This is a genomic window from Microcystis sp. 0824, from assembly GCF_003112475.1.
GTDB lineage: Bacteria > Cyanobacteriota > Cyanobacteriia > Cyanobacteriales > Microcystaceae > Microcystis > Microcystis aeruginosa_C.
In genome coordinates, this window is the sequence record NZ_BDSM01000023.1 from 12,280 (window position 1) to 35,372 (window position 23,093).

Here is a 23,093-nt window from a genome sequence, read left to right on the forward strand (position 1 = left end):
CAATTTTGCCTATCGCTTCAAGGTTCGATCTTTACCAATCATCCTCGCGAGTAGCTTCTAAAACTTCTTCTTGCTGCCAATCATCCTGAAAAGGTTGTACCACTTTACCGATCGCATCGGCCACAAAAGACTTAATAAATTCTTCCTTGCGACTGAGTTGAAATTGTCTTTGTACCACTTCCGTCATACCACCGTCGCCCCAGTCTTGATCCTGACGGAAATATTCAATAAAACTTTTGCCAGCAATGCGGGTTAAATAGGCGGCACTGACCCCTTGAATTGCCTTACCGACTATATAGGTAGTAAAATTTAATTGTAGGATTCTGGCTAATAATTCTACTGCTCCTTTCACCACTCCCAAACTAACTAGAGTTTTACCCAAAGATACAGCCAATTCTTTGCCTCGATCGCTGTTAATTTCACAGCCATAAACTTGACCAATTTCCCTGACCATTTGAGCATTAACCGCCGCCGTTGCTAACAGATCGAACACTGGTAAGGGAGTCACCGCAATCACTCCCGCACCGATCCACTGATAGCGATCGATAATTTTATCAGCTTGGCGACGACGTTGGCGATCAATAATTTTCCTAGCTTCTTCCCCCAATCTTTGGGATTGTAAGAGGATATTATCCGCCACTAAATCCTCCCCTTCGGCCCGTAAAACTGAAGCCAAACGTTTAATTAAAGCTAAAATATCTGGTTCTGGTGTGATGATTTGTCCACCGGTTAACTGTACTGGTTGGGGATTAGCGGCGACGGCAATAATATCGGCGGAAAGGATCACTCCTTTTAGCCGTTCTCGTAATTGTTTTAAAATCATTTCTCGATCTTCGTCGCTATAGAGATCGATTTTATTAAAGACTAAGAGAGAACGTTTACCAATATCAATTAAACGCAATAAAGGGCCGTATTCCGATTGTCGAATATCGTTATCGATGACAAATAAAAGTAAATCTGCTTCCGTGGCTAATTGTCGCGCTAACTGTTCCCTTTGACCTCCGGCTGCACCAATTTCGAGAATGCCGGGGGTATCGGTAATTTGAATTTCCCGATTCACACCTTTCATTTTTAAACTATAGGTTTCCCCTTTTTCCGTGGTTCCCATGGTTGCCTCCACATTGCCCACCATTTGACCGATGAGGGCGTTAATTAGGGAGGTTTTTCCCGCCGATCCTGTGCCGAAAACGATGATTTTAACTTCTTTTCTGGCTAAACTTCGCTCAATTTCTTGGGAACGATTAATAAAAACCTGTTGAGTTACTTTATCTTGAATTTGCTCCACCTGTTGTCGGATAGCTTTTAAGGTTTCCCCGGCGGCCTCGGTTTTTTCTACTGGTAATTTTAGGGGTGGACGGGAGGAAGAATGCAACCCGCGGCGACTTTTTGGGCGCTGGGGCAGCAGATAAAAGTAGTACAAAAGAACGTATATCAGCAAGCCCAGCAGTCCGATAATGAGCAAAAGCAGAATATTAGCTAAGATAGGAGCGGTAAAGGCGATCTGGATGTAAAGACGATAGATAGAGTTGACTAACCACAACATTAATCCGAAAATAAAGCTCAGACCAATGATTAAAGTGGCAAGACGGGGTAATTTCATCGGAAATTTTGGGTCTGAAACCCCGTCGTTCTACGACGGCTTTACTGTTAAATATTAGCACATTTACGAAATATATGCTAAAATGTGAGACATGGAAAAAGCCTATTCTTACCGATTTTACCCCACACCCGAACAAGAGTCGCTATTGCGGCGCACTTTGGGCTGTGTAAGATTGGTTTACAATAAGGCACTCCATCTCAGAACACAAGCATGGTATGAAAGACAAGAAAGAGTAGGCTACGCTCAAACTTCTTCAATGCTAACTGATTGGAAAAAGCAAGAAGAATTAAACTTTCTCAATGAAGTAAGCTGTGTACCCTTACAACAAGGGTTAAGACACCTACAAACAGCTTTCACTAATTTCTTTGCTGGTCGTACTAAGTATCCTAACTTCAAGAAAAAACATCAAGGAGGAAGTGCCGAATTTACCAAATCTGCTTTTAAATTTAAAGACAGACAAATCTATTTAGCCAAATGCACGGAACCCTTAGCGATTCGATGGTCAAGACAAATACCAGAAAGCTGTGAACCAAGCACAGTAACAGTCAGATTACATCCTTCTGGACGTTGGCATATATCAATTAGATTTGATGACCCAACAATTAAGCCATTACCAGTAACAGATAAAGCCATTGGAATTGACTTAGGAATTAGTAGCCTCGTGATTACCAGCGATGGCGATAAAGTGTCTAATCCTAAGCATTTTAAGAAACATTATCAGAGGTTGCGAAAGGCACAAAAAAATCTTTCTCGAAAACAGAAAGGGTCAAAAAATCGGGAAAAAGCAAGAATCAAAGTAGCCAAAATTCACGCTCAAATCACCGATAGCAGAAAAGACCATTTACATAAGCTAACCACTCAATTAGTTCGGGAAAACCAAACGATTGTAGTTGAGAATTTAGCCGTCAAGAATATAGTCAAAAACCCGAAATTATCTCAGGCAATATCTGATGTTAGTTGGGGAGAAATCACTCGACAGTTAGCCTATAAATGCCGTTGGTATGGGAGAAACTACATCGAAATAGATAGATGGTTTCCTAGTTCTAAAAGGTGTAGTAATTGCGGGTATATTGCCCTTGAAAATGCCGTTAAATATTCGAGAGTGGGATTGTCCAGACTGTGGGACTCACCATGACCGAGATGTTAACGCTAGTAAAAACATTTTGGCCGCAGGGCTTGCGGTGTCAGTCTGTAGAGCGACCATAAGACCAGAACAGAGTAAATCTGTTAAGGCAGGTGCGGAACCCCGCAAGAGAAAGAAGCAGAAACCCAAATCGTGAGGTTTGGGAATCACCGTCCGTTTTACGGCGGCGAGGATGTCAACAGCTTTAACGGTAGGGGATTCCTTGATCTTGATCTTAGTTCTTTGCTGGCCGATTGTCGGGAACCAGAATAGACTATTATCTATGAAGTAGGGAGGCACAATTATTTGTAGGAGCAGTAGCGTAACCCATGCGGGCGTTGGGTTTCATGCTTTAACCGTTCGGCAAAAGCTCACGGCCGAAGCCCAACCTACGTCCTCCACCTACCTACTCCCTATCTACCCACTTCATAATTCATAATTCATAATTCATAATTCATAATTCCCTCTCCCCACTTCCCCACTTCATAATTCATAATTCATAATTCATAATTCCCTCCCCCTTCGGGTCAGAAAAGGGGTAAGATAATAAGTTTAGTGATAAGATGACCGAATTGTAAGCGGGGACTTGATATGGCAGAAACCCTATTATTTAATGCTTTGCGACAGGCGATCGATGAGGAAATGGGCCGCGACCAGACAGTATTTGTTTTGGGTGAAGATGTGGGTCATTACGGTGGTTCCTACAAAGTTACCAAAGATCTCTACAAAAAATATGGCGATTTAAGGGTTTTAGATACTCCCATCGCTGAAAATAGTTTTACGGGCATGGCAGTGGGGGCAGCCATGACGGGATTACGTCCGATTATTGAAGGCATGAATATGGGTTTTCTTTTGCTTGCCTTTAACCAAATTGCCAACAATGCTGGGATGTTACGTTATACTTCCGGCGGTAATTTTAAAATCCCCATGGTTATCCGCGGTCCGGGGGGTGTGGGGAGACAATTAGGGGCGGAACATTCCCAACGTTTAGAGGCCTATTTTCACGCGGTACCCGGCCTAAAAATTGTCGCTTGTTCCACTCCCTACAATGCCAAAGGTTTATTAAAATCGGCGATTAGAGATAATAACCCCGTGCTTTTCTTTGAACACGTTCTTCTCTATAATCTCAAGGAAAATTTACCTGATAGCGAGTATCTTTTACCCCTCGATAAAGCGGAAATCGTTCGCAAGGGAGAAGATATAACTATTCTCACCTATTCGCGGATGCGTCATCACTGTTTACAGGCATTAAAACAGTTAGAAAAAGATGGCTATGATCCGGAAATTATCGATTTAATTTCCCTGAAACCCTTTGATATGGAGACGATCGCCGCTTCGATTCGCAAGACTCACAGGGTGATTATCGTGGAAGAATGTATGAAAACGGCGGGAATTGCTTCTGAGTTAATTGCTTTAATTAACGAGCAGTTATTCGATGAATTGGATGCCCCCGTGTTAAGATTATCTTCCCAAGATATCCCCACACCTTATAACGGTAATCTAGAAAGATTGACGATTATTCAACCTAATCAAATTGTCGAAGCTGTCCAAAAAATGGTTGGTGATCGCATTTAACAAATTCTCCTTTTGATACTGAAGTTATGCAGAGACAAAATTGGTTATTCTTACTGATCATCGGCCTAGTTGTTGCCTCGATCTTTATCCTGATTAAGTTGCCCCTACAATTAGGTTTAGACCTGCGCGGTGGTAGTCAATTAACCATTCAGGTTAAACCCACTGAAACCGTGACAACCATTCAACCTAATGATTTAAAAGCCGTACAAAATGTGATTGAAAATCGCGTTAATGCCCTCGGTGTTTCTGAATCATTAGTGCAGACTGTGGACAGTAAAAATCAGGTAATCGTGCAACTACCTGGGGTCACAGATCCCAAAGAAGCTGAGAGAAACCTAAATGTTCAGGCCCAATTAGAATTTCGTCAGCAAAAACAAGGTACAGAAGGAGAATTTCGAGCTGAATACTCGATTTTTCAACAAAAAAAGGCGGAATTAACCGCCCTCAAAGCCGAGAATAAACCCGAAAATGCCGCTAAAATTGCCGAACTAGAACAATCTCTGCAAAAATCTAAAGAGGCAATTTTAAATTTATTTGAATCGGTGGACTTAACCGGAAAAAATCTGCAAAATGCCACCATTAGTTCCACCCAAGGCACTAACTGGGAAGTGGCCATTACTTTCGACTCGGAAGGGGGCAGTAAATTCGCCGAACTGACTAAAGCGATCGCGGGTACTGGTCGCAGTATTGGGATTTTCCTCGATAATGAATTAATTAGCGCCCCTGTAGTTGGTGTGGAGTTTGCCCAAACGGGAATCACAGGAGGCCGGGCCGTGATTACTGGTAATTTTACCGCCGAAACTGCCAACGATCTAGCGATTCAATTGCGCGGTGGTTCCCTACCTTTTCCCGTCAAAGTGGAAGAAATTCGCACCGTTGGGGCAACTTTAGGCCAGGATAGCATCCGTCGCAGTATCTACGCTGGTTTAGTGGGTTTACTGTTAGTTTTAATCTTCATGGCGGTTTATTACCGTTTACCCGGTATTATTGCCGATATTTCCCTGATTATCTATACTATTCTCTCTCTGGGGGCTTTTGCCCTAGTGGGAGTCACGATGACGTTACCCGGTATTGCTGGATTTATCCTCAGTATCGGTATGGCAGTTGATGCAAATGTACTGATTTTTGAGCGTACCCGGGAAGAATTAAGGGCCGGAAAATCCCTATTTCGGGCAGTAGAGTCGGGATTTTATCGGGCTTTTTCCAGTATTCTTGATAGTAATGTCACTACTTTAATCGCCTGTGCTGCCTTATTTTGGTTGGGTTCAGGATTAGTCAAGGGTTTTGCTTTAACTTTAGCCATTGGGGTAGCTGTGAGTATGTTTACTGCTTTAACCTGTAGTCGCACTCTCCTGTTAATCACCGTGTTAAACGTCCCCAGCGTCCGTCAAAAACCGCAACTTTTCTGCCCTAATTTACCGGTAAACCAATAATTCAGTTATCAGTTATCAGTTATCAGTTACCAGTTATCAGATTGGAGTTTTAAGTTAACAGTGTTAATCGGTTATCAGTTACCAGTTATTCTCCCACTGATTACTGCTTACTGATAACTGAAAAATATCCCTACTCCTGTCTCCTTTGTTCCTTGTTACTTAATCGATATGGCATTTAACGTTACAAAACAGCGTAATTTTTGGTGGACAGTCTCGGCCTTGCTGACGATTGGCAGTATTTTGGCCATGGTGATTTCTTGGTTCACTATTCAAGCGCCTTTACGACCGAGTTTAGATTTTGTTGGTGGGACGAGAATTCAGATAGAATTAGCCTGTGCTAAAAAGAATACCTGTGAGAAACCCTTAACTACTGCCGAAGTGCAAGCAATTTTAGAAGAGGAAGGATTGGGTAACAGTAGTGTGCAGGTATTGGATAAATATACTTTATCGGTGCGGACTAAAACCCTGGCAGAAGAACAGAGAACAAAATTACTCGACACCTTAAATGAGAAAATTGGCACCTTTGACCCCGAAACCGGTCAAATCGATACCGTCGGGCCCACCATCGGTCAAGAATTATTTAGGTCGGGATTTTTAGCTTTATTAGTGTCATTTTTTGGCATTGCCGTCTATCTCAGCTTCCGTTTTCAACGGGATTACGCTTTTTTTGCCATTGTCGCCCTGCTGCACGACGTTTTGATCACTTTAGGGGTCTTTGCGGTTTTAGGCTTAATTGCGGGGGTAGAAGTGGATAGTTTATTTTTGGTTTCCCTCTTGACAATTGTGGGCTTTTCTGTTAACGACACAGTGGTAATTTATGATCGCGTCCGGGAAAATTTTGCTAATACCCCCGAATTATCCGTGGATGAAATTGTCGATAATGCGGTGAGTCAAACCCTAAGTCGTTCAATTAATACCACCCTGACCACTTTATTGCCTCTGGTGGCGATTTTTCTCTTTGGTGGCACCACCTTAAAATATTTTGCCCTAGCTTTAATTATTGGCTTTGTAGCGGGGGCCTATTCGAGTATTTTTATCGCTAGTACCCTACTAGCTTGGTGGCGCGGTCGTTCCCATCGACCCACACTCAATTACAGTTAGGATGCCATTGGTGAAGAATCAGTCGGTCTTGGATAGGTCGTAATAGTAATTTCAACCTGTTGATTGAGACGACCCAAAATTGATATCAAACGGTCAATAGTAAAGCGTTCCAAATTAGCATGGCGAATCTGAACAAATTCACTGTGATTAATTCCAGTTCGCACTTGAGCATCGCGGGTTGATAAGTCTTCCTTCTCCAGAACCTTGATAATTTCAGCAGCAAGCAGTGCTTTCGCTTGTCGCACGTCCGCATCTACATCGCCAAAATCGCGGTACACATTCCCGCTACCTTGTACCAGTTCAAATTGTTCTTCACTCATGAGAGTTCCTCCTTCAATCGCTTGAGCCGTGCTTTGATAACTTCGACTTCTTGCTGTGGTGTTTTGATCCCTTTTGGGGATTTTTTCTGGAAGGCATGAATCACCCAGATAGCCTCACCTAACTGGACAGCATAAATAGTTCGATAGGCATCCCCCTTGAAAGGTAGAGCAATCTCGAACACACCAGAACCTATCCCCTTAAAAGGCTTGGTTAGGGATGATTTTGCCCCTTCTGCTGCAATAGTTAAAGCGTCAAGTACAATTTCTTGGGCTTCCTTGGGAAACTTTTGAAAATCTTTCCGTGCCGCTTTAATCCAAGATATAGGACGGGTATTACGCATTCGCTTATGGTGATATAACTGATACCACCTGTCAAGCCCCATTATACTAAATCCAAAGATGGCTTTTAGTTGTCAGCTAAATTTTTTGACCAATTGGGTCAAATTGCTTCAAGAGATTTGATTGCGAACGCCACTAAAAGCGGCATAGGCGATCGCTATAGCATCTACAGCATCATTAATAGGCATTTTTGTCAATCCGAATAAATACTTAATTTGTTCGGCCACCTCAGCTTTAGTGGCCCTACCATGGCCCAGATGACATTTCCAACTAGCTTGATGGAGGAAAATCGGTTCAATTCCCCCATCGCGGCAGCTAACCAGATTGATAATTCCCAATGCTTGCAGGACTCCACCGGCTGCCTTGATTTGCCGGTTAAAAAAGGGCATTTCTACGGCAATTTCTCCCGGTTTATATTCTGCGATTAACTCCTTTAAATCCCGTTCAATTTCAATCAAACGCTGGGCAGTAGAAAGATTTTTAGAAGTTTCGATCGTGCCGTAATCGACTAAAATCGGCATTAACTCACTATTATCCCGGAGAATAGCCCAACCGACAATCGCTAATCCGGGGTCGATACCCAACCAAGTAGTCATAGATTAAGCCAAAAAATCTTGGACGATTTGGAGGATTCTTTGGGATGCTTGTCCATCTCCAAAAGGATTAATTGCATTAGCCATACGATCATAGGCGATTTTATCCCCTAATAATTCTCCCGCTGCGGCTAAAATTTGCTCCGGATTAGTCCCAATTAATTTCGCTGTTCCCGCTTCTACTGCTTCTGGTCTTTCTGTGGTTTCTCGCAATACTAAAACTGGTTTTCCTAAACTGGGGGCTTCTTCTTGAATGCCCCCGGAATCAGTTAATAATAAATAACAGCGTTGAATCGCCCCCACTAACTCGGCATAATCGAGAGGTTCAGTTAAAAATACCCTGGGATGATTGCCCAAAGCAGACTGAATTGGTTCTCGGACGGTGGGATTGCGATGGAGGGGTAATAATAGGGCTGTATCGGTATATTTTTCTAACAACAAAGTGAATCCTTTGATAATATCCTGTAAGGGTTCGCCCCAATTTTCCCGGCGGTGAACCGTGGCTAATAAAACCCGATAATCTGACCAATTTAAGCCCGCAATTTGGCATTCTGGCGCGGTTTGGGCTACGGTTAATAAAGCATCAATAACCGTATTGCCGGTGTGGTGAATATTTCCTGTCACCCCAGATTTTTGTAAATTTTCCACGGCTAAAGTAGTGGGAGCAAAATGTAGGGTAGTCAGTTGAGAAATTAGGCGGCGATTAGCTTCTTCGGGATAGGGATTATAGATATCATTAGTTCTTAATCCTGCTTCTACATGAGCGATAGGAATTTGTTGATAAAAAGCCGCTAAAGCAGCAGCAAAAGCAGTGGTAGTATCACCTTGCACAATAATTAAATCTGGTTTTATGCGCTCAAAAACTGTTTCTAAACCGCGTAAACTGCGGCAAGTAATATCAGTTAAGGTTTGACGGGTTTGCATAATATCCAGATTTTCATCTGCTTTTAAAGCAAATAATTCCATCACCTGCGCTACCATTTCTTTATGCTGTCCCGTCAGAATTACATGGGTTTGAAACTGTTCCGATTCTTGAAAAGCACGAATAACGGGAGCTAATTTAATCGCTTCGGGACGAGTTCCAAGAGTAATACAAATTGATTTCGACATATTATTATCAGTTATCAGTTATTTTAGCCGTCAGGAGACAGGAGACAGGAGATGATTTTTATTTATTCTCCCTAATTCATAATTCATAATTCATAATTCATCGCTTGAATTGTGCTGTTTTGTCATTTTTCACTCGTGGGGGGTTGTTGAACAATAAATTGGGGATAGAGTTGCATTTGCTGAGGATTTAAAGAAGGTCGAGAGATGGTCAAAACTTTTTGTTTAGCTAACTCTTGGGTCATGGTATCTAAAGTTTGAGCGATACGCAAATTATATTCTAATTGTTCCCCGGAAGAAAGCAGATTACTTAAGCCATCAATTAAACGTCTTAAATTCTCGCGAAATTGGGGATCCCCGATTAACTCATCAATATCCGAGGTGATTTTTTGAGTATTTTCAAAAGTCACCCTAGCGGATTCGAGAGTTTTTTGCAGCAGGACTATTGTAGCAGGATCGTTAATAGTTTTAGTAATTTCTCGTAAATTATTTGATGTTTCCACCGCATTATTCAAAATAGTCTCGATATTTTGCATGACTTGTTTAGTATCAATTTCATCTAAACCAGCATTCAACCTCAGGGCGGTATTATTGAGATTATTAGCAAGACTGCCAATACCTAAACTAGCTCGATTAATATTACCGAGAGTATTAACAATTTGTCCGCGATTTTCGCTGAGAACAGCATTGAGATTAGCGACTAATTGAGAAGATTGTTGAAAAGTCCGGCTGATTTGACTGCGATTTTCCTGCACGGTACTATCTAAAGTATTGACAAAACGGGAGGCATTATTAGCTGTATTAGTGACCGAGCGACTGGTGGTAGCTAATTCCAAAGATAGACGAGAGATTTCTCTTTGGGCATTACGAATAGTCTGGGAGGTATCATCGGATAAACGGGCGATTTTTTGGGCCGCTATAGCGGTATTTTTGGTGACATCATTGAGATTACCCACAAATTCAGGACTGGTAAAAGTATCCACTAAACGACCAATACTAGACATTAATTGTGTTCCTGTTGTCCCCTGTAAACGGCTATTATTACAGAGAATTAACTGTTGATCACAGTCGGGACCCAGAGGGTCGAGATTTTTGGCCTCAGCACTTAAAGAAACTAAGGGAGTGATATCGATGGCTGCCTCCCCAATTAATCCAGAAAGATTGGTAGTAACAGTTACCTTCCTAGGCATAACTAAAGTAGCAGAAGCGATCTCGGCAATAACTTCCACTTGATTACTCCCCGGGATAAAACTCGTAATTCTTCCCACTCTCACCCCGCGAAAACGTACCGGCGCCCCGACTTGTAACCCTTCCACGTCGGCAAACTCGAAGATTAATTGATAAGTTCTTTGACCAAATCCCCCCCCGCGAACCCAGATAGCGAGCGCCCCAAAGACCAATAATCCGCCTAGGGCAAACAAACCTAGTCTTCCTTCCCGTAAAGCTCGCGAACTCTGCATGATTTTTCTCTCATTCTCGATAGTTCTTAATTTAGCTTAATCTAGCTTAAACGATTGTCCTAATCGGGCCTTCAATGCTGGCGCTAAAAAATTGCCGGATCATGGGATGATCGGTACGATCGATATCTGCCACCACTCCCTGCCATTGCACTTTTCCCTGATAGAGAAATACTACTCGATCGGCGGTGCGTCGGATGGTACTTTGTTGGTGAGAAACCATCACATAAGTGTTCGCAGACCCTGATTTTTCATGGAGAGTCCGCACTAGATCCTCGATAATTGTGGAAGCTATCGGGTCTAATCCGGCGGTAGGTTCATCATACAGCAGTAATTCGGGATTATCGGCCGGATTATCGGGATTAGTGATAATAGCGCGGGCAAAAGCCACCCGTTTACGCATTCCCCCCGATAGTTCCGAAGGATAAAGGTCACTAATTCCCTGTAAACCGACCATTTCCAGGCTTTTTTCCACTAATTCCCTAATTCTGGCTTTTTTTAACTTAGTTTGTTCATAGAGATAAAAACCGACATTTTCCCCGACGGTGAGAGAATCAAACAGGGCCGTTTGTTGAAAAACTAAGGAAGTTCGCATCGCTTCCCGACCATCTTCTAGCAATCCCTGACGCAATTGGCCTTTAATACGAATTTCTCCAGCATTTATCCCCGTTAATCCCGCAATTAACCGTAAAACCGTTGATTTTCCCGTTCCCGACGGCCCGATAATTACCAGGGCCTCCCCTCGATAAATGGTTAAATCTAAACCATCGAGAATAACATTATCCCCGAATCTTTTCGATACTCCTCTCAATTCAATTAACGGTTCTTTCATCGTCGCTTAATTATCCTAATAACCTCTGGAATTTTAGGGAGATGGGGAAGTGGAAATTATGAATTATGAATTATGAATTAGGAAGTGGGGTGCGGGGTGTGGGATGTGGGGTGTGGGGTGTGGGGTGTGGGGTGTGGGGAGAACAAATAAACATAATCTCGTGTCTCCTGTCTCGGAGTCTCCTGCCTCCCGACTCGATTCTGGCTGCTATAGTAGAAAAGCACCCATTGCTGACGATATCTGAGGTAGATTGCCGTGACTATTGCTTTAGACCAACTGCTCACCCCCGACATTTTTCGACCGGCGCGTTATTTGGGCAACGAGTTAGGCGCTAAACATAAAGAATGGGCAAGTGCTGTGGTTCGTTGGGTGTTAACCTATCCGGAAGTGTACGAAGTGGGGGCATCTAATCTCGGTCATATTATCCTCTACAATATCCTCAATGCTCAACCCCGCCAACTCTGCGATCGCACTTATTTACCCGCACCGGATTTAGCCCAAAAACTCAAACAGACAAAAACCCCCTTATTTGCCCTAGAATCCCGTCGTTGCCTCACAGATTTTGATATTCTGGGTTTTAGTCTCAGTTATGAGCTAGGAGCTACCAATATTTTAGAAATGCTCGACCTAGCCACAATTCCCTTGACTTGGAGAGAAAGAGACTCGGGTAACTATCCGCTAATTTTTGCCGGGGGACAAACTGCCACCTCTAACCCCGAACCCTACGCCGACTTTTTTGATTTTATCGCCCTTGGTGATGGCGAAGAATTATTGCCAGAAATCGGTTTAATTTTAGAAGAGGGTAAACTAGCTAATCTAAGCAAAGAAGAACTATTACTAGATTTAGCCCAAATTCCGGGGGTATATGTGCCGCGTTTCTACGATGTCACCCCAATCGGTGCAGTTATCCCCAATCGTGACGATGTACCGAAAAGAATTTTACGCCGGGTAGCTACTCCTATCCCAGCCTATTCTATCGGTTTAGTTCCCTTCGTGGAAACGGTTCACGATCGCCTGGTGGTGGAAATTCGTCGCGGTTGCACGAGGGGATGTCGTTTCTGTCAACCGGGGATGTTAACCCGTCCCGCGCGGGATGTGCAACCGGAAGCAGTAATCGAATCGATTGAAAAAGGAATGCGAGCGACGGGATATAACGAATTTTCTTTATTATCTCTCAGTTGCTCCGATTATCTAGCTTTACCTGCCGTGGGTATGGAGATTAAAAACCGTCTCCAGAATGAGAATATATCTCTATCCTTACCCAGTCAAAGAGTCGATCGCTTTGACGAAAATATTGCTAACATAATTGGGGGCAATCGTCAATCGGGTTTAACCTTTGCACCAGAAGCGGGAACCCAACGAATGCGCGATGTGATTAACAAAGGGTTAACCAACGAAGAATTACTCAGAGGGATAAAAACTGCTGTCGAACAGGGTTGGGATAAGGTCAAACTCTATTTTATGATCGGTTTGCCGGGGGAAACCGATGTGGATGTCATCGGTATCGTGGAAACGGTGCGCTGGTTGCGTCGGGAATGTCGTTTACCAAAGCGGAAACCCCTGGATTTTACCCTAACTATCTCGAATTTTACGCCTAAACCCCATACCCCCTTCCAGTGGCATTCCGTCTCGACGGCCGAATTTATCCGCAAACAGGAGTTATTAAGACAGGAATTCCAAGGCATGAGAGGGGTAAAAGTCAATTATACCGATGTCCGCATCTCGGCTATGGAAGATTTTATCGGTCGCGGTGACAGAAGTTTAGGGAAAGTGGTGCTGCGCGCTTGGCAATTGGGAGCCGGGATGGATGCTTGGTGGGATAATACAGAGAAAGCCTATCAAGCATGGTCACAGGCGATCGAAGAATCTGGTTTAACCTGGAAATATCGTCAGGTAGAACAGGGAGAATGGAATATTTTTGCCGATGCAGACAAAGATATTTTAGAGCGTCCTTTGCCCTGGGATCATCTGGATACCGGTATCGATAAAAAATGGCTAGAGGAGGACTTAAAACGCGCCCTAGACGCGGCAACGGTCCCCGATTGTTCTTTTGAGGGTTGTTCCCATTGTGGCGTTTGTAGCGTCGATTTTGGTCATAATATCGTCATTGAAGCGCCCCCGATTCCCGCTTTTGCTGGACATTTTCAACCCAATCAAGAACGCGCCCAAAGAATTCGGGTTTGGTTTGGCAAAATTGGCGAAATGGCCCTAGTTAGCCACTTGGATCTGGTGCGTTTATTTGATCGCGTCGTCCGTCGGGCTGCTATTCCTATTTCCTTTACCGGTGGATTTCACCCCGGTCCGCGCATTTCGATCGCCAATGCTTTATCCTTGGGAGCAACCAGTAGCGGTGAGATTGTCGATTTTGAATTGACAAAAGTGATCGATTTAGAGACTTTTAAACAGCAATTAACCGCACAATTACCCGCAGACTTACCAGTTTATCAGGTGGAAGAAATTCCCTTAAATGCTCCAGCTGCCACCCGTTTGTTGGAAAAAGCCGAGTATTTGCTCACTTTTAATAGTGAGGGAATTGACTGTCAACAGTGGCAAAATTGGATCGAGGCAATTAAGCAAGCAACGGTGATGGAACGGGAAAAAACCACCAAATCCGGCAAAAAAGTCACGATTAATCTGCGAGAACAATTATATGAATTAGAGTTAAAAACTGTTGACAAACAAGCCGTTTTGTGCTATGTGGGCAGTTGTCGCAATGATGGCACTTTACTGCAGCCCGATCATATCGTCGAGATGTTAGAACGGGTCTCTGGGCAGGAAATTTCGCTGCTTAATTGCCATCGTCAGCGCTTGATTTTAGGGACTTAACCATTGTCAACCGTCATGCCAAATCCGTTTTTAATAGTGTGATTAACTCCCAATTCAAGCCTAGAAACCCAGTTATGGATTGTTTCTCCCTGCTCCCCGCTCTCCTATGCCTTTTAAATAGGATTTAGTCTCAACTTATCCTAACGCCTCGAAGATTTTAAACATGGGCAAGTACATGGACAGAAGAATAGTTCCCACTATCCCGGCAATACCGACCATCATCAAGGGTTCAATGATACTGGTTAAAGCTTTAACAGCCTGTTCCACCTCATCTTCGTAGAAATCGGCCACTTTCATCATCATGGCATCTAATTCTCCCGTTTCCTCACCAATACTAATCATTTGAATGGCCAAAGCTGGGAAAACATTGGCTTTTTGTATGGCTAAACTCATCATTCCCCCCTGCTGAATTTCCGCCTTGGCACCGATGATCGCATTGGCAATTACCTGATTACCCACCGTATTACAAACGATATCAAGGGAACTCAAAATCGGGACACCAGAACGCGTCAGAGTCCCAAAAACCCGGCAAAATCTAGCCACAGCCGATTTTTCATTCAAATCACCAAAAAGAGGCATTTTAAGGAAAAACTGGTCAATTTGCAGACGACCCATCGGGGTTTTGTAATAGCGACGCAGTAAAAAAACTGTGGCAGTAATGGTGACAATCGGAATTAAAATCAACCAACTACGCATCAGACTACTTAAAAAGAGCATAAATTGCGTTAAAGCTGGTAGTGGCACCTTCAAATCGGTGAAAATTTTCGCAAACACGGGAATTAAAAAGATCGTCATCCCGAAAAACACAATTACCGCCAAAATTCCCACCGCTACTGGATAGGTCATCGCTGATTTAATCTGGTTTTTCAAGCGGGCCATATCTTCCAAAAGTTTCGAGAGACGCAGCAGCACTTCATCGAGTACCCCCCCCGTCTCTCCAGCTTCGATCATACTGACATAAAGTTCATCAAAACATTCTGTATGTTTGGCCATCGCTTGCGATAACGGACTGCCTTGCTGTACGTCAGCACTAATCGCTTGTAGTGCTTTTCTCATCTTGGGATTACCGGATTGATCCCCCAAAACTCCCAAACATCTCACAATCGGCACCCCAGCATTAATCATTACCGAAAATTGACGGGAAAAAACCGCTTTATCTTTGATGGAAATCTTGGCAAACATCAACTCTAAACCAGAAAGATCGATCTCTCCTCCCGCTTTTTTGACTTTACCGACGGCAGCATATTTCGCCTTCAGCATCATTCGGGCATGATCGGGAGACATAGCTTCAACTTTCTCTTGGAAAACTTTTCCAGATCTGCTTTTAACTTGTGCGACAAAAGTAGGCATAGGACAAATTAGTTATTAGTTATTAGTTATTAGTTATTAGTTATTAGTTATTAGTTATCAGTTCACTGTTTACAGCAAAAAACTTCCCACTCTCCTATATCTTTTAAACAGGATTTAGTATTAAATCCGGGCTTTAGTTTTGACGTTAGCACCAGATCCGGCGACAAGACGTTGTAATTCATCGGGTTTACCACTTTTAGAAATTGCCTCTTCAAAGGATATAACACCGCTAAAAACTAAATTAGCTAATCCCTGTTCCATAGTTTGCATTCCTAGCTTCATTCCCGTTTGAATTGCTGAGTAAACTTGGGGGGCTTTTCCTTCGCGAATTAGGTTAGCGATCGCTGGAGTTACCACCATGATTTCCTGTACCATTGCCCGGCCAAATTCCCCTGGTTTAGGATTTTTTTTCTTGACTAGGGTTTGACTAAAAACTGCTAGTAAAGAATTGGATAACATGGAGCGAATTTGTGACTGTTGGTTAGGGGGGAAAACGTCAATGATCCGATCGACTGTTCCCGCTGCCGAGCTAGTGTGCAGAGTTCCGAAGACTAAGTGACCGGTTTCCGCCGCCGTAATTGCCAAACTAATTGTTTCTAAATCCCGCATTTCTCCCACAAGGATAATATCAGGATCTTCGCGTAAAGCTGCTCTTAATGCGTTAGCAAAACTCTTGGTATCTTCTCCTTTTTGTCGTTGGTGAAACAGGCTTTTTATATTAGGAAAAACATATTCAATTGGGTCTTCTACAGTTAAAATGTGTTCAGACCTAGTCCGATTAATTAAGTCTAAAATTGATGCTAAAGTGGTAGTCTTACCTGAACCTGTTTGTCCAGTTACGAGAATTAATCCCCTCGGTCTTTCCGATAATTCTCGGACTACTTCTGGTAAATTTAATTGTTCAAAGTTAGGAATTTTGGAGGACAAAGCGCGTAAACAAGCTGCATAGGCTCCCCTTTCTTTATAAACATTGATCCTAAATCTTGCTAATCCTTTCACCCCGTAGGAACAGTCTAATTCCCAATTCTGCTCTAACTCTTTTATTTGAGTATTATTGAGCATACTAAAAATCAATTTCTGACAATCTTGCGGGGTTAAAGATTCTTCATTAATCGGGGTGAGTTTGCCACTAATGCGAAAATAGACCGGCGCCCTGGACTGAATGTGCATATCGGAACCGCCCATCTCGACCAATTGTTCCATTAAATCTTCGATCATTAAGTCCATAAGTTAAACTCCATCTATAAGGTAAAATCAGTGAACAGTAACCAGTAACTATTGAAAAGACATTGGGAAAGTGCTATTTAAGACTACTCACTTAATACTCCTTACTTAAAACTCAAATCTCATAACTGATAACTGATCACTGAAAAACTGTCTTAACCACTAAATCGCGGTCTCATACAATAGGGACAATCGAGCCATTCTGGTTTTAGTTCGGCGCGACAACCACTACAGATTAAACCGCTTTTCCGTTTAGCTTTTAATTCCGCTTCCAGACCAGAATCGCTAAATGTCACCCGTTCCACTTCTTCGAGGGTGGTGTAACCCTCGCGCACCAGATTTAAACTGTAGGCTAGGAGTGTCACCATGCCCTCATCGACGGCCGCCTCCTTAATGCGATCGGTGGTTGCCCCTTGGTTAATTAATTGCTGTAGTCGTTCACTATTCTGCATTACCTCATAGACACCGATGCGACCTTTATAACCGCTGCCGTTGCACTTGACGCAGAGATTGCCCTCTCTTCGCGCCTGTTGAATTTCCTCTATGGTCAGGGTATTAGCCTTATAAAAGGTCACTTCCTGTTCATTGGCGGCGGAAAGACCAAAACGGGCCAATTCCTCTTGGGTGGGGTGATAGGCGACTCGACACTCGGTACAGACGCGCCGCATCAGACGCTGGGCCAAAACTCCCAACAGAGAACCAGAAATCATAAACGTTTCAACCCCCATCTCATCGAGACGAGCGATCGCACCTGCGGCATCGTTGGTGTGTAGGGTAGTTAAGACCAAGTGACCAGTTAAGGCGGCCTCGATCGCTGTTTTAGCTGTTTCCTTGTCCCTAGTTTCTCCCACCAGAATCACATCCGGGTCTTGTCGCATGAATGCCCGCAGAATCGAGGCGAAATCCATGCCTTTTTCGCGAATTACCTGCACCTGGGTGATGCCTGGTAGAGAATATTCGATCGGATCTTCGGCGGTATTAATATTAACTCCGGGGTGATTTCTTTCCGCTAATACCGAGTATAAACTGGTGGATTTCCCCGAACCGGTCGGGCCCGTCACCAGCAACAGACCAAAGGGACGACTGGCCAGATCTCGGACAATTTGTAGGGTTTTTTGATCGGTGATTAGTTTATCTAAACCCAACTGGGTAGAGGAGTTATCGAGAATCCGTAAACAGACTTTTTCCCCGTAGCGACTGGGCAGGGTATTAACCCGAAAATCCACTTTCCGTCCTTGATAAATCCGCCGAATTTTACCATCTTGGGGAAGACGACGTTCAGCGATATCGAGATCGGCCATGATTTTAAAACGGGCTGTAACCGCTGGGGTAATTCTTTTCGGCAGTGGATCAAAAGCTTGATGAAGAACTCCATCTTTGCGAAAGCGAATTTTCAGGAATTCTTCTTGGGGTTCGATGTGAATATCGGAAGTCCCTTCCTGTAGAGCTTTAGCTAGTATTTTATTGACCAGGTTGATGACGGGGGCTTGATTCGCGTCTCCTTCTCCGAGATCATCGGCCACTTCATCGTTAGCACCAGAGACTACCTCAATACTGGCGACAATATCGGTGAGATCCGAGAGTTTTTCCAGTTCTTTTTCTTTTTCGAGTCTGGCTTTTTCCCTTTCTAGTTCCGGTTGGGCCCAGTGGAATTTTTCCAGTAATCTTTCGTAATCTTCCCCGGTAATCACTAAACGCTGTAAACCTAACTCCCTGGGGCGGAGGATACGATTAATATCGTCCGTAGCCTCTAGGTTGTCGGGATCGACCATGGCTATCAAAATTGAAGCCGGCTCTCCTTCGATTCGACGCAGGGGGATGAGACGATAGCGACGACAAAGATCGATCGGAATCAAAGAATCGATCAATCTGGCTATTTCCAGTCCATCCACATCGCTCAATTCTGGGTCGAGCGATTCGACTCCGTAGAGAATTTTTAGTTCAAATAACTGGTTTTTCTTATACTGTCGCTGTAAATCCGGGGGCAAAGGTCGCCCGGTTAGTTTTTGTAATATTTCTACTAGCGATCGTCCCGATTTCCGTGTTTCCACCAGGGCCTGTTGCATTTGCTCGGCACCGATATAGCCCGACTGCACCAACTTGTTACCAAAGGGGGAAAAGTAATTGCGTAGGGCAACGGCACGGGTTTTCTTGGAAGAAAATGTCATAGACGATTCCTAACCTCTCCACTACCCTTTAATCTTCCCAATTCTACCGAGAAAACTGCATTCTAAGTAGGTAGGCGTTAAAAGTTATCAGATGCCCCCTTATTAAGGGGATATCCCCCCGCCTATCGGCACCCCCCTTATCAAGGGGGGCAGGGGGGATCGAACCTAAAATCCATTCTTAATTTAATTATAACCAGCTACTTAGCAAAAATTTTTCTAGATCACCGATTATCTATCGGGGTCGCTTATATCCAGTTACGGATCTTGTCCACAAAATGTTACATTAAGGGTTAAGCCTTGATTATTAGCTGGTACTTAAAGACCAAAATCAGCATTAAATGGTCATATATTGCCAAATTCCCCACTAAAATCCTATACCATGAGTGCAGAACCAAATACCTCAGCAATTTTCGACGAAAACCAAGAATCCTCTTCTAATTCCCCTGAATCTCTTGCCACCGAATCAGAAACCAGTGTCACCGATGAAGCCAAAACGGTGACGGACCAGGCCGCCTCTAGCGAGGGATTTTCCCTTCTAGACGGAATGACTATCGATTTTCTAAAAGAGGAAATCGACACTCTCAAACAGCAGTTAGAGGAACAAACCCAACAGGTTGATGCCTACAAGAAACGCTATATCACTCTAGCAGCCGAGTTCGACAATTTTCGCAAACGCACAGAGAAAGAAAAAGAGGAACTGGAAACAAAAATCAAGGGCAAAACCCTGATGGAAATTCTTGGTGTGGTGGATAATTTTGAGCGCGCCCGTACTCAAATTAAACCGGCTAATGATGGTGAGATGGGTATTCACAAAAGCTACCAAGGGGTCTATAAAACCTTAGTGGACAGTCTCAAGCGTTTAGGCGTTTCCCCCATGCGTCCGGAAGGTCAACCCTTTGATCCTAGCTACCACGAAGCGATGATGCGGGAGTACACCGATGAACATCCCGAAGGCACAGTGGTGGAGCAGTTAGTACGGGGATACACTCTCGGAGAACAGGTTTTGCGTCATGCTTTGGTAAAAGTGGCCGCCCCCAAAGAGACAGACCCTAATGCTGATCAGTCCGAAGCCACTTCCATTCCATCCCAGGAATCAGTCTAAAATCCCGATGGGGATTAAACTGGTTTGAGGGTTAGGTATTGGCCGGTAGGGTCTGTATTCCCCCGCTATCTCCTATCCCTCATCCTCGCTCAGAGACTTTTTCTCTCTTGACCGATTTATTCGTGGGGGTGTGGGGTGTAGGATTTTACCCACAAGAGCCAAAGATATTATCTAACAAGGTTTTTAGATTTATTCAGCAGGCCCGATTTATCTTTTAATTAAAAATGCTTCTATCCCCAAGGCTTTTGCCCCTTGGTAATCTTCTTTTTTACTATCGCCAATATGCCAAGCTTGCGCGGGGGGACAATCATGTTTTTCTAGGGCGATTTGAAAAATTTCAGCATCTGGTTTAGCTGCTCCGGCCTGAGAAGAAATCGTGATCGATCGAAAAAAATATTCTAAGCCTAATTCGGCCAAAACTTGGTAGATACGACTATCAAAATTGGAAATAATGCCCAACTCGATCCCCTGAATCTGCCAGAGTCTTAAAGCGGGAATGACATCCTCGTACAGCACCCAAGGCTCGGCAGTGGCAAAATGATGATAAAGTTCGCCAAAAAAAGCCTCAAAATCGGGAAATCGTTCCAGATAACCTAGATTATTAAAAACTGCCCCAGTCAGCGATCGCCACCAGCGATACTCTAACTCAGGAATTTGTGCCGGTTCAACGTCAGGAAAAGCTAGGGGGGGAGAAGTGGGGAAAATAGCCGAGAAAGACTGTTCTAGACTCTCTGCCGCCACCTCTACCCCAAAATCCGCCGCTATTTGACTATAAATTGCTCCGACACTGCCTTTTACCCCAAAAATGGTCCCCACAGCATCGAGAAAAATAACTTGCGGTTTCTGCATGAGAGTTTTGTCTATAACCGTCGAACTGAGGTTTTTAGGGTCGGTCCTTTGGGGGCCTAACACACCTAACCATTGCTTATTTTAAAGGATTATGGCCGAAATTCTCGGATCACTTGCCAAACTCTTAATACCTCTGCCACCGTCCATGCTTGGGCAAAAGCTCCCCTAGGGGTAAAAGGAGCATTACCATCGAAAATTTCGCTTAAATTACCGATACAGCTATCCCCAAGATGATCGATCATCGGTGTTAAAAAACTCTCAGCTAGGATAGGATCGCGATAGACTTTCAGATGGGCTTCGATAAATGCCCCTAATAACCATCCCCAGACTGTTCCCTGATGGTAGGCACTATCTCTTTTTAAGCGATCGCCACTGTAAACGCCACGGTAATCAGGATGATCGGCAGTTAGCGATCGCAAACCGCGAGAAGTCAACAATTTTAAAGCACAAATATCGACAATGGCCTTTTTCTGTGGGGAATTTAATAACTCCTCCACCGACAAAGACACGGCAAAAAGTTGATTCGGTCGTAAACTGGCATCATTACCCTTGTCCGTATCTAAAACATCGTAACAATACCCCAGAGAATCATCCCAGAAGCGAGAGAACCCTTTTAGGGTCATTTTTCTCATTTTTTCGTAATCAGTGGCATCCATGCCCAAATAATGGGCAAATTGAACCATTATTTTTAGGGCATTGAACCAAAGGGCATTAATTTCTACGGGTTTGCCGATGCGGGGAGTAATCACCAGATCATCAACTTTGGCATCCATCCAAGTCAATTGTACTCCCGCTTCGCCGGCATAGATCAAACCATCGTCATCTAGGTGAATATTGTAGCGAGTACCGCGACGAAACCAAGCGATCACTTCCTTTAAAGCGGGATAAATAGTTCTGAGAAACTCAAAATCTTGGCTTTGGTTAAAATAGGAACGAATGGCTTCAAAATACCAAAGAATAGCATCGACAGCGTTATATTCGGGCATTTCTCCCCCATCGGGCAGTAAATTCGGCAATAAACCCCGGTCTAGATAACGGGAAAAAGTTAGTAAAATCTGACGGGCGATCGCAGGTCGGACTGTAGTCAAAGTTAATCCTCTTAGGGAGATCATCGTATCGCGACCCCAATCACCAAACCAAGGATAACCCGCGATGATCGTTTTGCCGTCCGGTTGATCCAGGAGAGGACGACTAACGATAAACTGGTCGGCAGCGAGGGTAAGTTGTTGAATCCATTCGGGCTGCTGGGGATTAATCAGACTATTTTCGTAGCGATAGCGAGACTCTAGAGAAGATTGACCGTCTAAACTGGGATCGGGACGGGTACTAGCGGCAATTGTCACCGATTCTCCCACTTTAAGAGTAGCCGAAAAACTAGCAGCATGGAGATGATTTTCTCGATCGATTAAACCACGATAACGTTCCACGGCCAAATCAAAGCGATAATACCAGATATGAGCGGGGAAAACCTGTCCCTGACTGATTAATAGATAAAAAGGTACAGCATTGTCATAGGCAATCACTCTGACTCCTTTTTCCAGAGGACTAATATCCATTTGCCAGTTAAAACCCTGGGTATTGCCGTGAAAATCACGATAATTGACAAAAGCAGTCAGATTGAGAGTTAGGGGAGAATTACCGCGAAGGTAGGTATAGTGAGTATAGGTGGTATTTTCTCCCTGTTCCATCCAGATGCGCTTTTCTAGTAAGGCATCCCCACAGATAAAAGTCCAGACGGGAATCGCACCTTCCAGATGAAAACTTTCGATATTAATATAGCCTTGCGGTTCGATCGTAGCACCTAACCAGCGATTGCTGGCCAGATGATAAAGTTTCTGGTTATATTGTACCGATTCATCGATTTTAGTCACTAGAAGTGTTCTTTTCGTCGGTGGAGCCAAAGCAGCGATCAAGAGGCCATGATAACAGCGAGTTAGAAATCCAGCCACAGTTCCAGCAGCAAAACCCCCAATACCATTAGTGACTAACCATTCGCGCTTTTCAGCCACCGGAAGATAATTACATATATCTCGACCAAAACGGAGCTTGACCATGAGCTTCCCAATTCCTAGTAATTTTGTTATAATAGAAAAT

General features: G+C 43.8%; 17 protein-coding genes and 1 pseudogene. 6 read left to right on the plus strand and 12 right to left on the minus strand.

Annotated features, from left to right (window positions below; genetic code table 11):
* Positions 1-31: 31 nt before the first annotated feature.
* Positions 32-1,600, minus strand: coding sequence for a YcjF family protein (locus tag N0824_RS08695; RefSeq protein ID WP_108936464.1), 1,569 nt, complete (start codon positions 1,598-1,600; stop codon positions 32-34).
* Positions 1,601-1,691: 91 nt separating this feature from the next.
* Here N0824_RS08695 and N0824_RS08700 point away from each other — a divergent pair.
* The 4 genes and pseudogenes from N0824_RS08700 (at position 1,692) to secF (ending at position 6,832) form a co-directional block, all read left to right on the plus strand.
* Positions 1,692-2,880 (plus strand): annotated as a pseudogene (locus tag N0824_RS08700) (RNA-guided endonuclease InsQ/TnpB family protein).
* Between the two features lie 434 nt (positions 2,881-3,314).
* The gene (locus N0824_RS08705) at positions 3,315-4,298 is read left to right on the plus strand and encodes an alpha-ketoacid dehydrogenase subunit beta (RefSeq protein ID WP_002742584.1); all 984 of its coding nucleotides are present in this window, start codon (positions 3,315-3,317) and stop codon (positions 4,296-4,298) included.
* Positions 4,299-4,324: 26 nt separating this feature from the next.
* Complete coding sequence (secD, locus tag N0824_RS08710; RefSeq protein ID WP_108936465.1) at positions 4,325-5,731, plus strand: protein translocase subunit SecD; 1,407 nt, start codon at positions 4,325-4,327, stop codon at positions 5,729-5,731.
* Between the two features lie 168 nt (positions 5,732-5,899).
* Positions 5,900-6,832 (plus strand): protein translocase subunit SecF, encoded by a 933-nt coding sequence (gene secF / locus N0824_RS08715; RefSeq protein ID WP_108936466.1) that lies wholly within the window; start codon positions 5,900-5,902, stop codon positions 6,830-6,832.
* On the opposite strand, the gene N0824_RS08720 is transcribed toward secF, so the two are convergent.
* The 6 genes from N0824_RS08720 to N0824_RS08745 form a co-directional block, all read right to left on the minus strand.
* Positions 6,829-7,152, minus strand: coding sequence for a helix-turn-helix transcriptional regulator (locus N0824_RS08720; RefSeq protein WP_008196506.1), 324 nt, complete (start codon positions 7,150-7,152; stop codon positions 6,829-6,831). The two genes, secF and N0824_RS08720, sit on opposite strands and share 4 nt — an antisense overlap.
* A complete protein-coding gene (locus N0824_RS08725) occupies positions 7,149-7,493 on the minus strand; it encodes a type II toxin-antitoxin system RelE/ParE family toxin (RefSeq protein WP_232306098.1) in 345 nt (114 codons plus the stop codon). The genes N0824_RS08720 and N0824_RS08725 overlap by 4 nt, the downstream gene beginning before the upstream one ends.
* A 108-nt stretch (positions 7,494-7,601) precedes the next feature.
* Entirely contained in the window at positions 7,602-8,087 is a 486-nt protein-coding gene (locus tag N0824_RS08730) for a crossover junction endodeoxyribonuclease RuvC (protein ID WP_002763127.1), read from the minus strand.
* Positions 8,088-8,090: 3 nt separating this feature from the next.
* Positions 8,091-9,194, minus strand: coding sequence for a non-hydrolyzing UDP-N-acetylglucosamine 2-epimerase (wecB, locus tag N0824_RS08735; RefSeq protein WP_108936467.1), 1,104 nt, complete (start codon positions 9,192-9,194; stop codon positions 8,091-8,093).
* Positions 9,195-9,316: 122 nt separating this feature from the next.
* On the minus strand, positions 9,317-10,651 hold the full coding sequence (locus tag N0824_RS08740) for an MlaD family protein (protein WP_108936468.1): 1,335 nt from the start codon (positions 10,649-10,651) through the stop codon (positions 9,317-9,319).
* A gap of 46 nt (positions 10,652-10,697) precedes the next feature.
* Positions 10,698-11,480 carry an ABC transporter ATP-binding protein gene (locus N0824_RS08745; RefSeq protein ID WP_108936469.1) on the minus strand — a complete coding sequence of 261 codons (783 nt, stop codon included), beginning with the start codon at positions 11,478-11,480 and terminating at the stop codon, positions 10,698-10,700.
* 255 nt (positions 11,481-11,735) lie between these two features.
* On the opposite strand from N0824_RS08745, the gene N0824_RS08750 reads away from it, so the two are divergent.
* Positions 11,736-14,306: a TIGR03960 family B12-binding radical SAM protein gene (locus tag N0824_RS08750; protein ID WP_108936470.1), complete on the plus strand. Its 2,571-nt coding sequence runs from the start codon at positions 11,736-11,738 to the stop codon at positions 14,304-14,306.
* A gap of 135 nt (positions 14,307-14,441) precedes the next feature.
* Here N0824_RS08750 and N0824_RS08755 read toward each other — a convergent pair whose 3' ends face one another.
* From N0824_RS08755 to N0824_RS08765, 3 genes are all read right to left on the minus strand, one after another.
* Positions 14,442-15,656 (minus strand): type II secretion system F family protein, encoded by a 1,215-nt coding sequence (locus N0824_RS08755; RefSeq protein ID WP_108936471.1) that lies wholly within the window; start codon positions 15,654-15,656, stop codon positions 14,442-14,444.
* Positions 15,657-15,776: 120 nt separating this feature from the next.
* Positions 15,777-16,883 carry a type IV pilus twitching motility protein PilT gene (locus N0824_RS08760; RefSeq protein WP_108936472.1) on the minus strand — a complete coding sequence of 369 codons (1,107 nt, stop codon included), beginning with the start codon at positions 16,881-16,883 and terminating at the stop codon, positions 15,777-15,779.
* A gap of 152 nt (positions 16,884-17,035) precedes the next feature.
* Positions 17,036-19,048 carry a GspE/PulE family protein gene (locus N0824_RS08765; protein ID WP_108936473.1) on the minus strand — a complete coding sequence of 671 codons (2,013 nt, stop codon included), beginning with the start codon at positions 19,046-19,048 and terminating at the stop codon, positions 17,036-17,038.
* A 379-nt stretch (positions 19,049-19,427) separates the two neighbouring features.
* Between N0824_RS08765 and grpE the strand changes: the two genes are divergently transcribed.
* On the plus strand, positions 19,428-20,150 hold the full coding sequence (grpE, locus tag N0824_RS08775; RefSeq protein WP_108936474.1) for a nucleotide exchange factor GrpE: 723 nt from the start codon (positions 19,428-19,430) through the stop codon (positions 20,148-20,150).
* A 207-nt stretch (positions 20,151-20,357) separates the two neighbouring features.
* On the opposite strand, the gene N0824_RS08780 is transcribed toward grpE, so the two are convergent.
* Together N0824_RS08780 and N0824_RS08785 are read right to left on the minus strand one after the other, a co-directional pair.
* Positions 20,358-20,999: an HAD-IA family hydrolase gene (locus tag N0824_RS08780; protein WP_108936475.1), complete on the minus strand. Its 642-nt coding sequence runs from the start codon at positions 20,997-20,999 to the stop codon at positions 20,358-20,360.
* Positions 21,000-21,088: 89 nt separating this feature from the next.
* Positions 21,089-23,053 (minus strand): amylo-alpha-1,6-glucosidase, encoded by a 1,965-nt coding sequence (locus N0824_RS08785; protein WP_108936476.1) that lies wholly within the window; start codon positions 23,051-23,053, stop codon positions 21,089-21,091.
* Positions 23,054-23,093 lie beyond the last annotated feature (40 nt).

What these genes read in the sequence shown, in the direction of transcription:
- N0824_RS08755 (WP_108936471.1), bottom strand. Translation starts at nt 15,656, where the DNA reads ATGCCTACTTTTGTCGCACAAGTTAAAAGCAGATCTGGAAAAGTTTTC.
- N0824_RS08730 (WP_002763127.1), bottom strand. Translation starts at nt 8,087, where the DNA reads ATGACTACTTGGTTGGGTATCGACCCCGGATTAGCGATTGTCGGTTGG.
- N0824_RS08745 (WP_108936469.1), bottom strand. Translation starts at nt 11,480, where the DNA reads ATGAAAGAACCGTTAATTGAATTGAGAGGAGTATCGAAAAGATTCGGG.
- N0824_RS08785 (WP_108936476.1), bottom strand. Translation starts at nt 23,053, where the DNA reads ATGGTCAAGCTCCGTTTTGGTCGAGATATATGTAATTATCTTCCGGTG.
- secD (WP_108936465.1), top strand. Translation starts at nt 4,325, where the DNA reads ATGCAGAGACAAAATTGGTTATTCTTACTGATCATCGGCCTAGTTGTT.
- N0824_RS08765 (WP_108936473.1), bottom strand. Translation starts at nt 19,048, where the DNA reads ATGACATTTTCTTCCAAGAAAACCCGTGCCGTTGCCCTACGCAATTAC.
- N0824_RS08740 (WP_108936468.1), bottom strand. Translation starts at nt 10,651, where the DNA reads ATGCAGAGTTCGCGAGCTTTACGGGAAGGAAGACTAGGTTTGTTTGCC.
- N0824_RS08725 (WP_232306098.1), bottom strand. Translation starts at nt 7,493, where the DNA reads ATGCGTAATACCCGTCCTATATCTTGGATTAAAGCGGCACGGAAAGAT.
- N0824_RS08760 (WP_108936472.1), bottom strand. Translation starts at nt 16,883, where the DNA reads ATGGACTTAATGATCGAAGATTTAATGGAACAATTGGTCGAGATGGGC.
- N0824_RS08695 (WP_108936464.1), bottom strand. Translation starts at nt 1,600, where the DNA reads ATGAAATTACCCCGTCTTGCCACTTTAATCATTGGTCTGAGCTTTATT.
- wecB (WP_108936467.1), bottom strand. Translation starts at nt 9,194, where the DNA reads ATGTCGAAATCAATTTGTATTACTCTTGGAACTCGTCCCGAAGCGATT.
- grpE (WP_108936474.1), top strand. Translation starts at nt 19,428, where the DNA reads ATGAGTGCAGAACCAAATACCTCAGCAATTTTCGACGAAAACCAAGAA.
- N0824_RS08705 (WP_002742584.1), top strand. Translation starts at nt 3,315, where the DNA reads ATGGCAGAAACCCTATTATTTAATGCTTTGCGACAGGCGATCGATGAG.
- N0824_RS08720 (WP_008196506.1), bottom strand. Translation starts at nt 7,152, where the DNA reads ATGAGTGAAGAACAATTTGAACTGGTACAAGGTAGCGGGAATGTGTAC.
- N0824_RS08780 (WP_108936475.1), bottom strand. Translation starts at nt 20,999, where the DNA reads ATGCAGAAACCGCAAGTTATTTTTCTCGATGCTGTGGGGACCATTTTT.
- secF (WP_108936466.1), top strand. Translation starts at nt 5,900, where the DNA reads ATGGCATTTAACGTTACAAAACAGCGTAATTTTTGGTGGACAGTCTCG.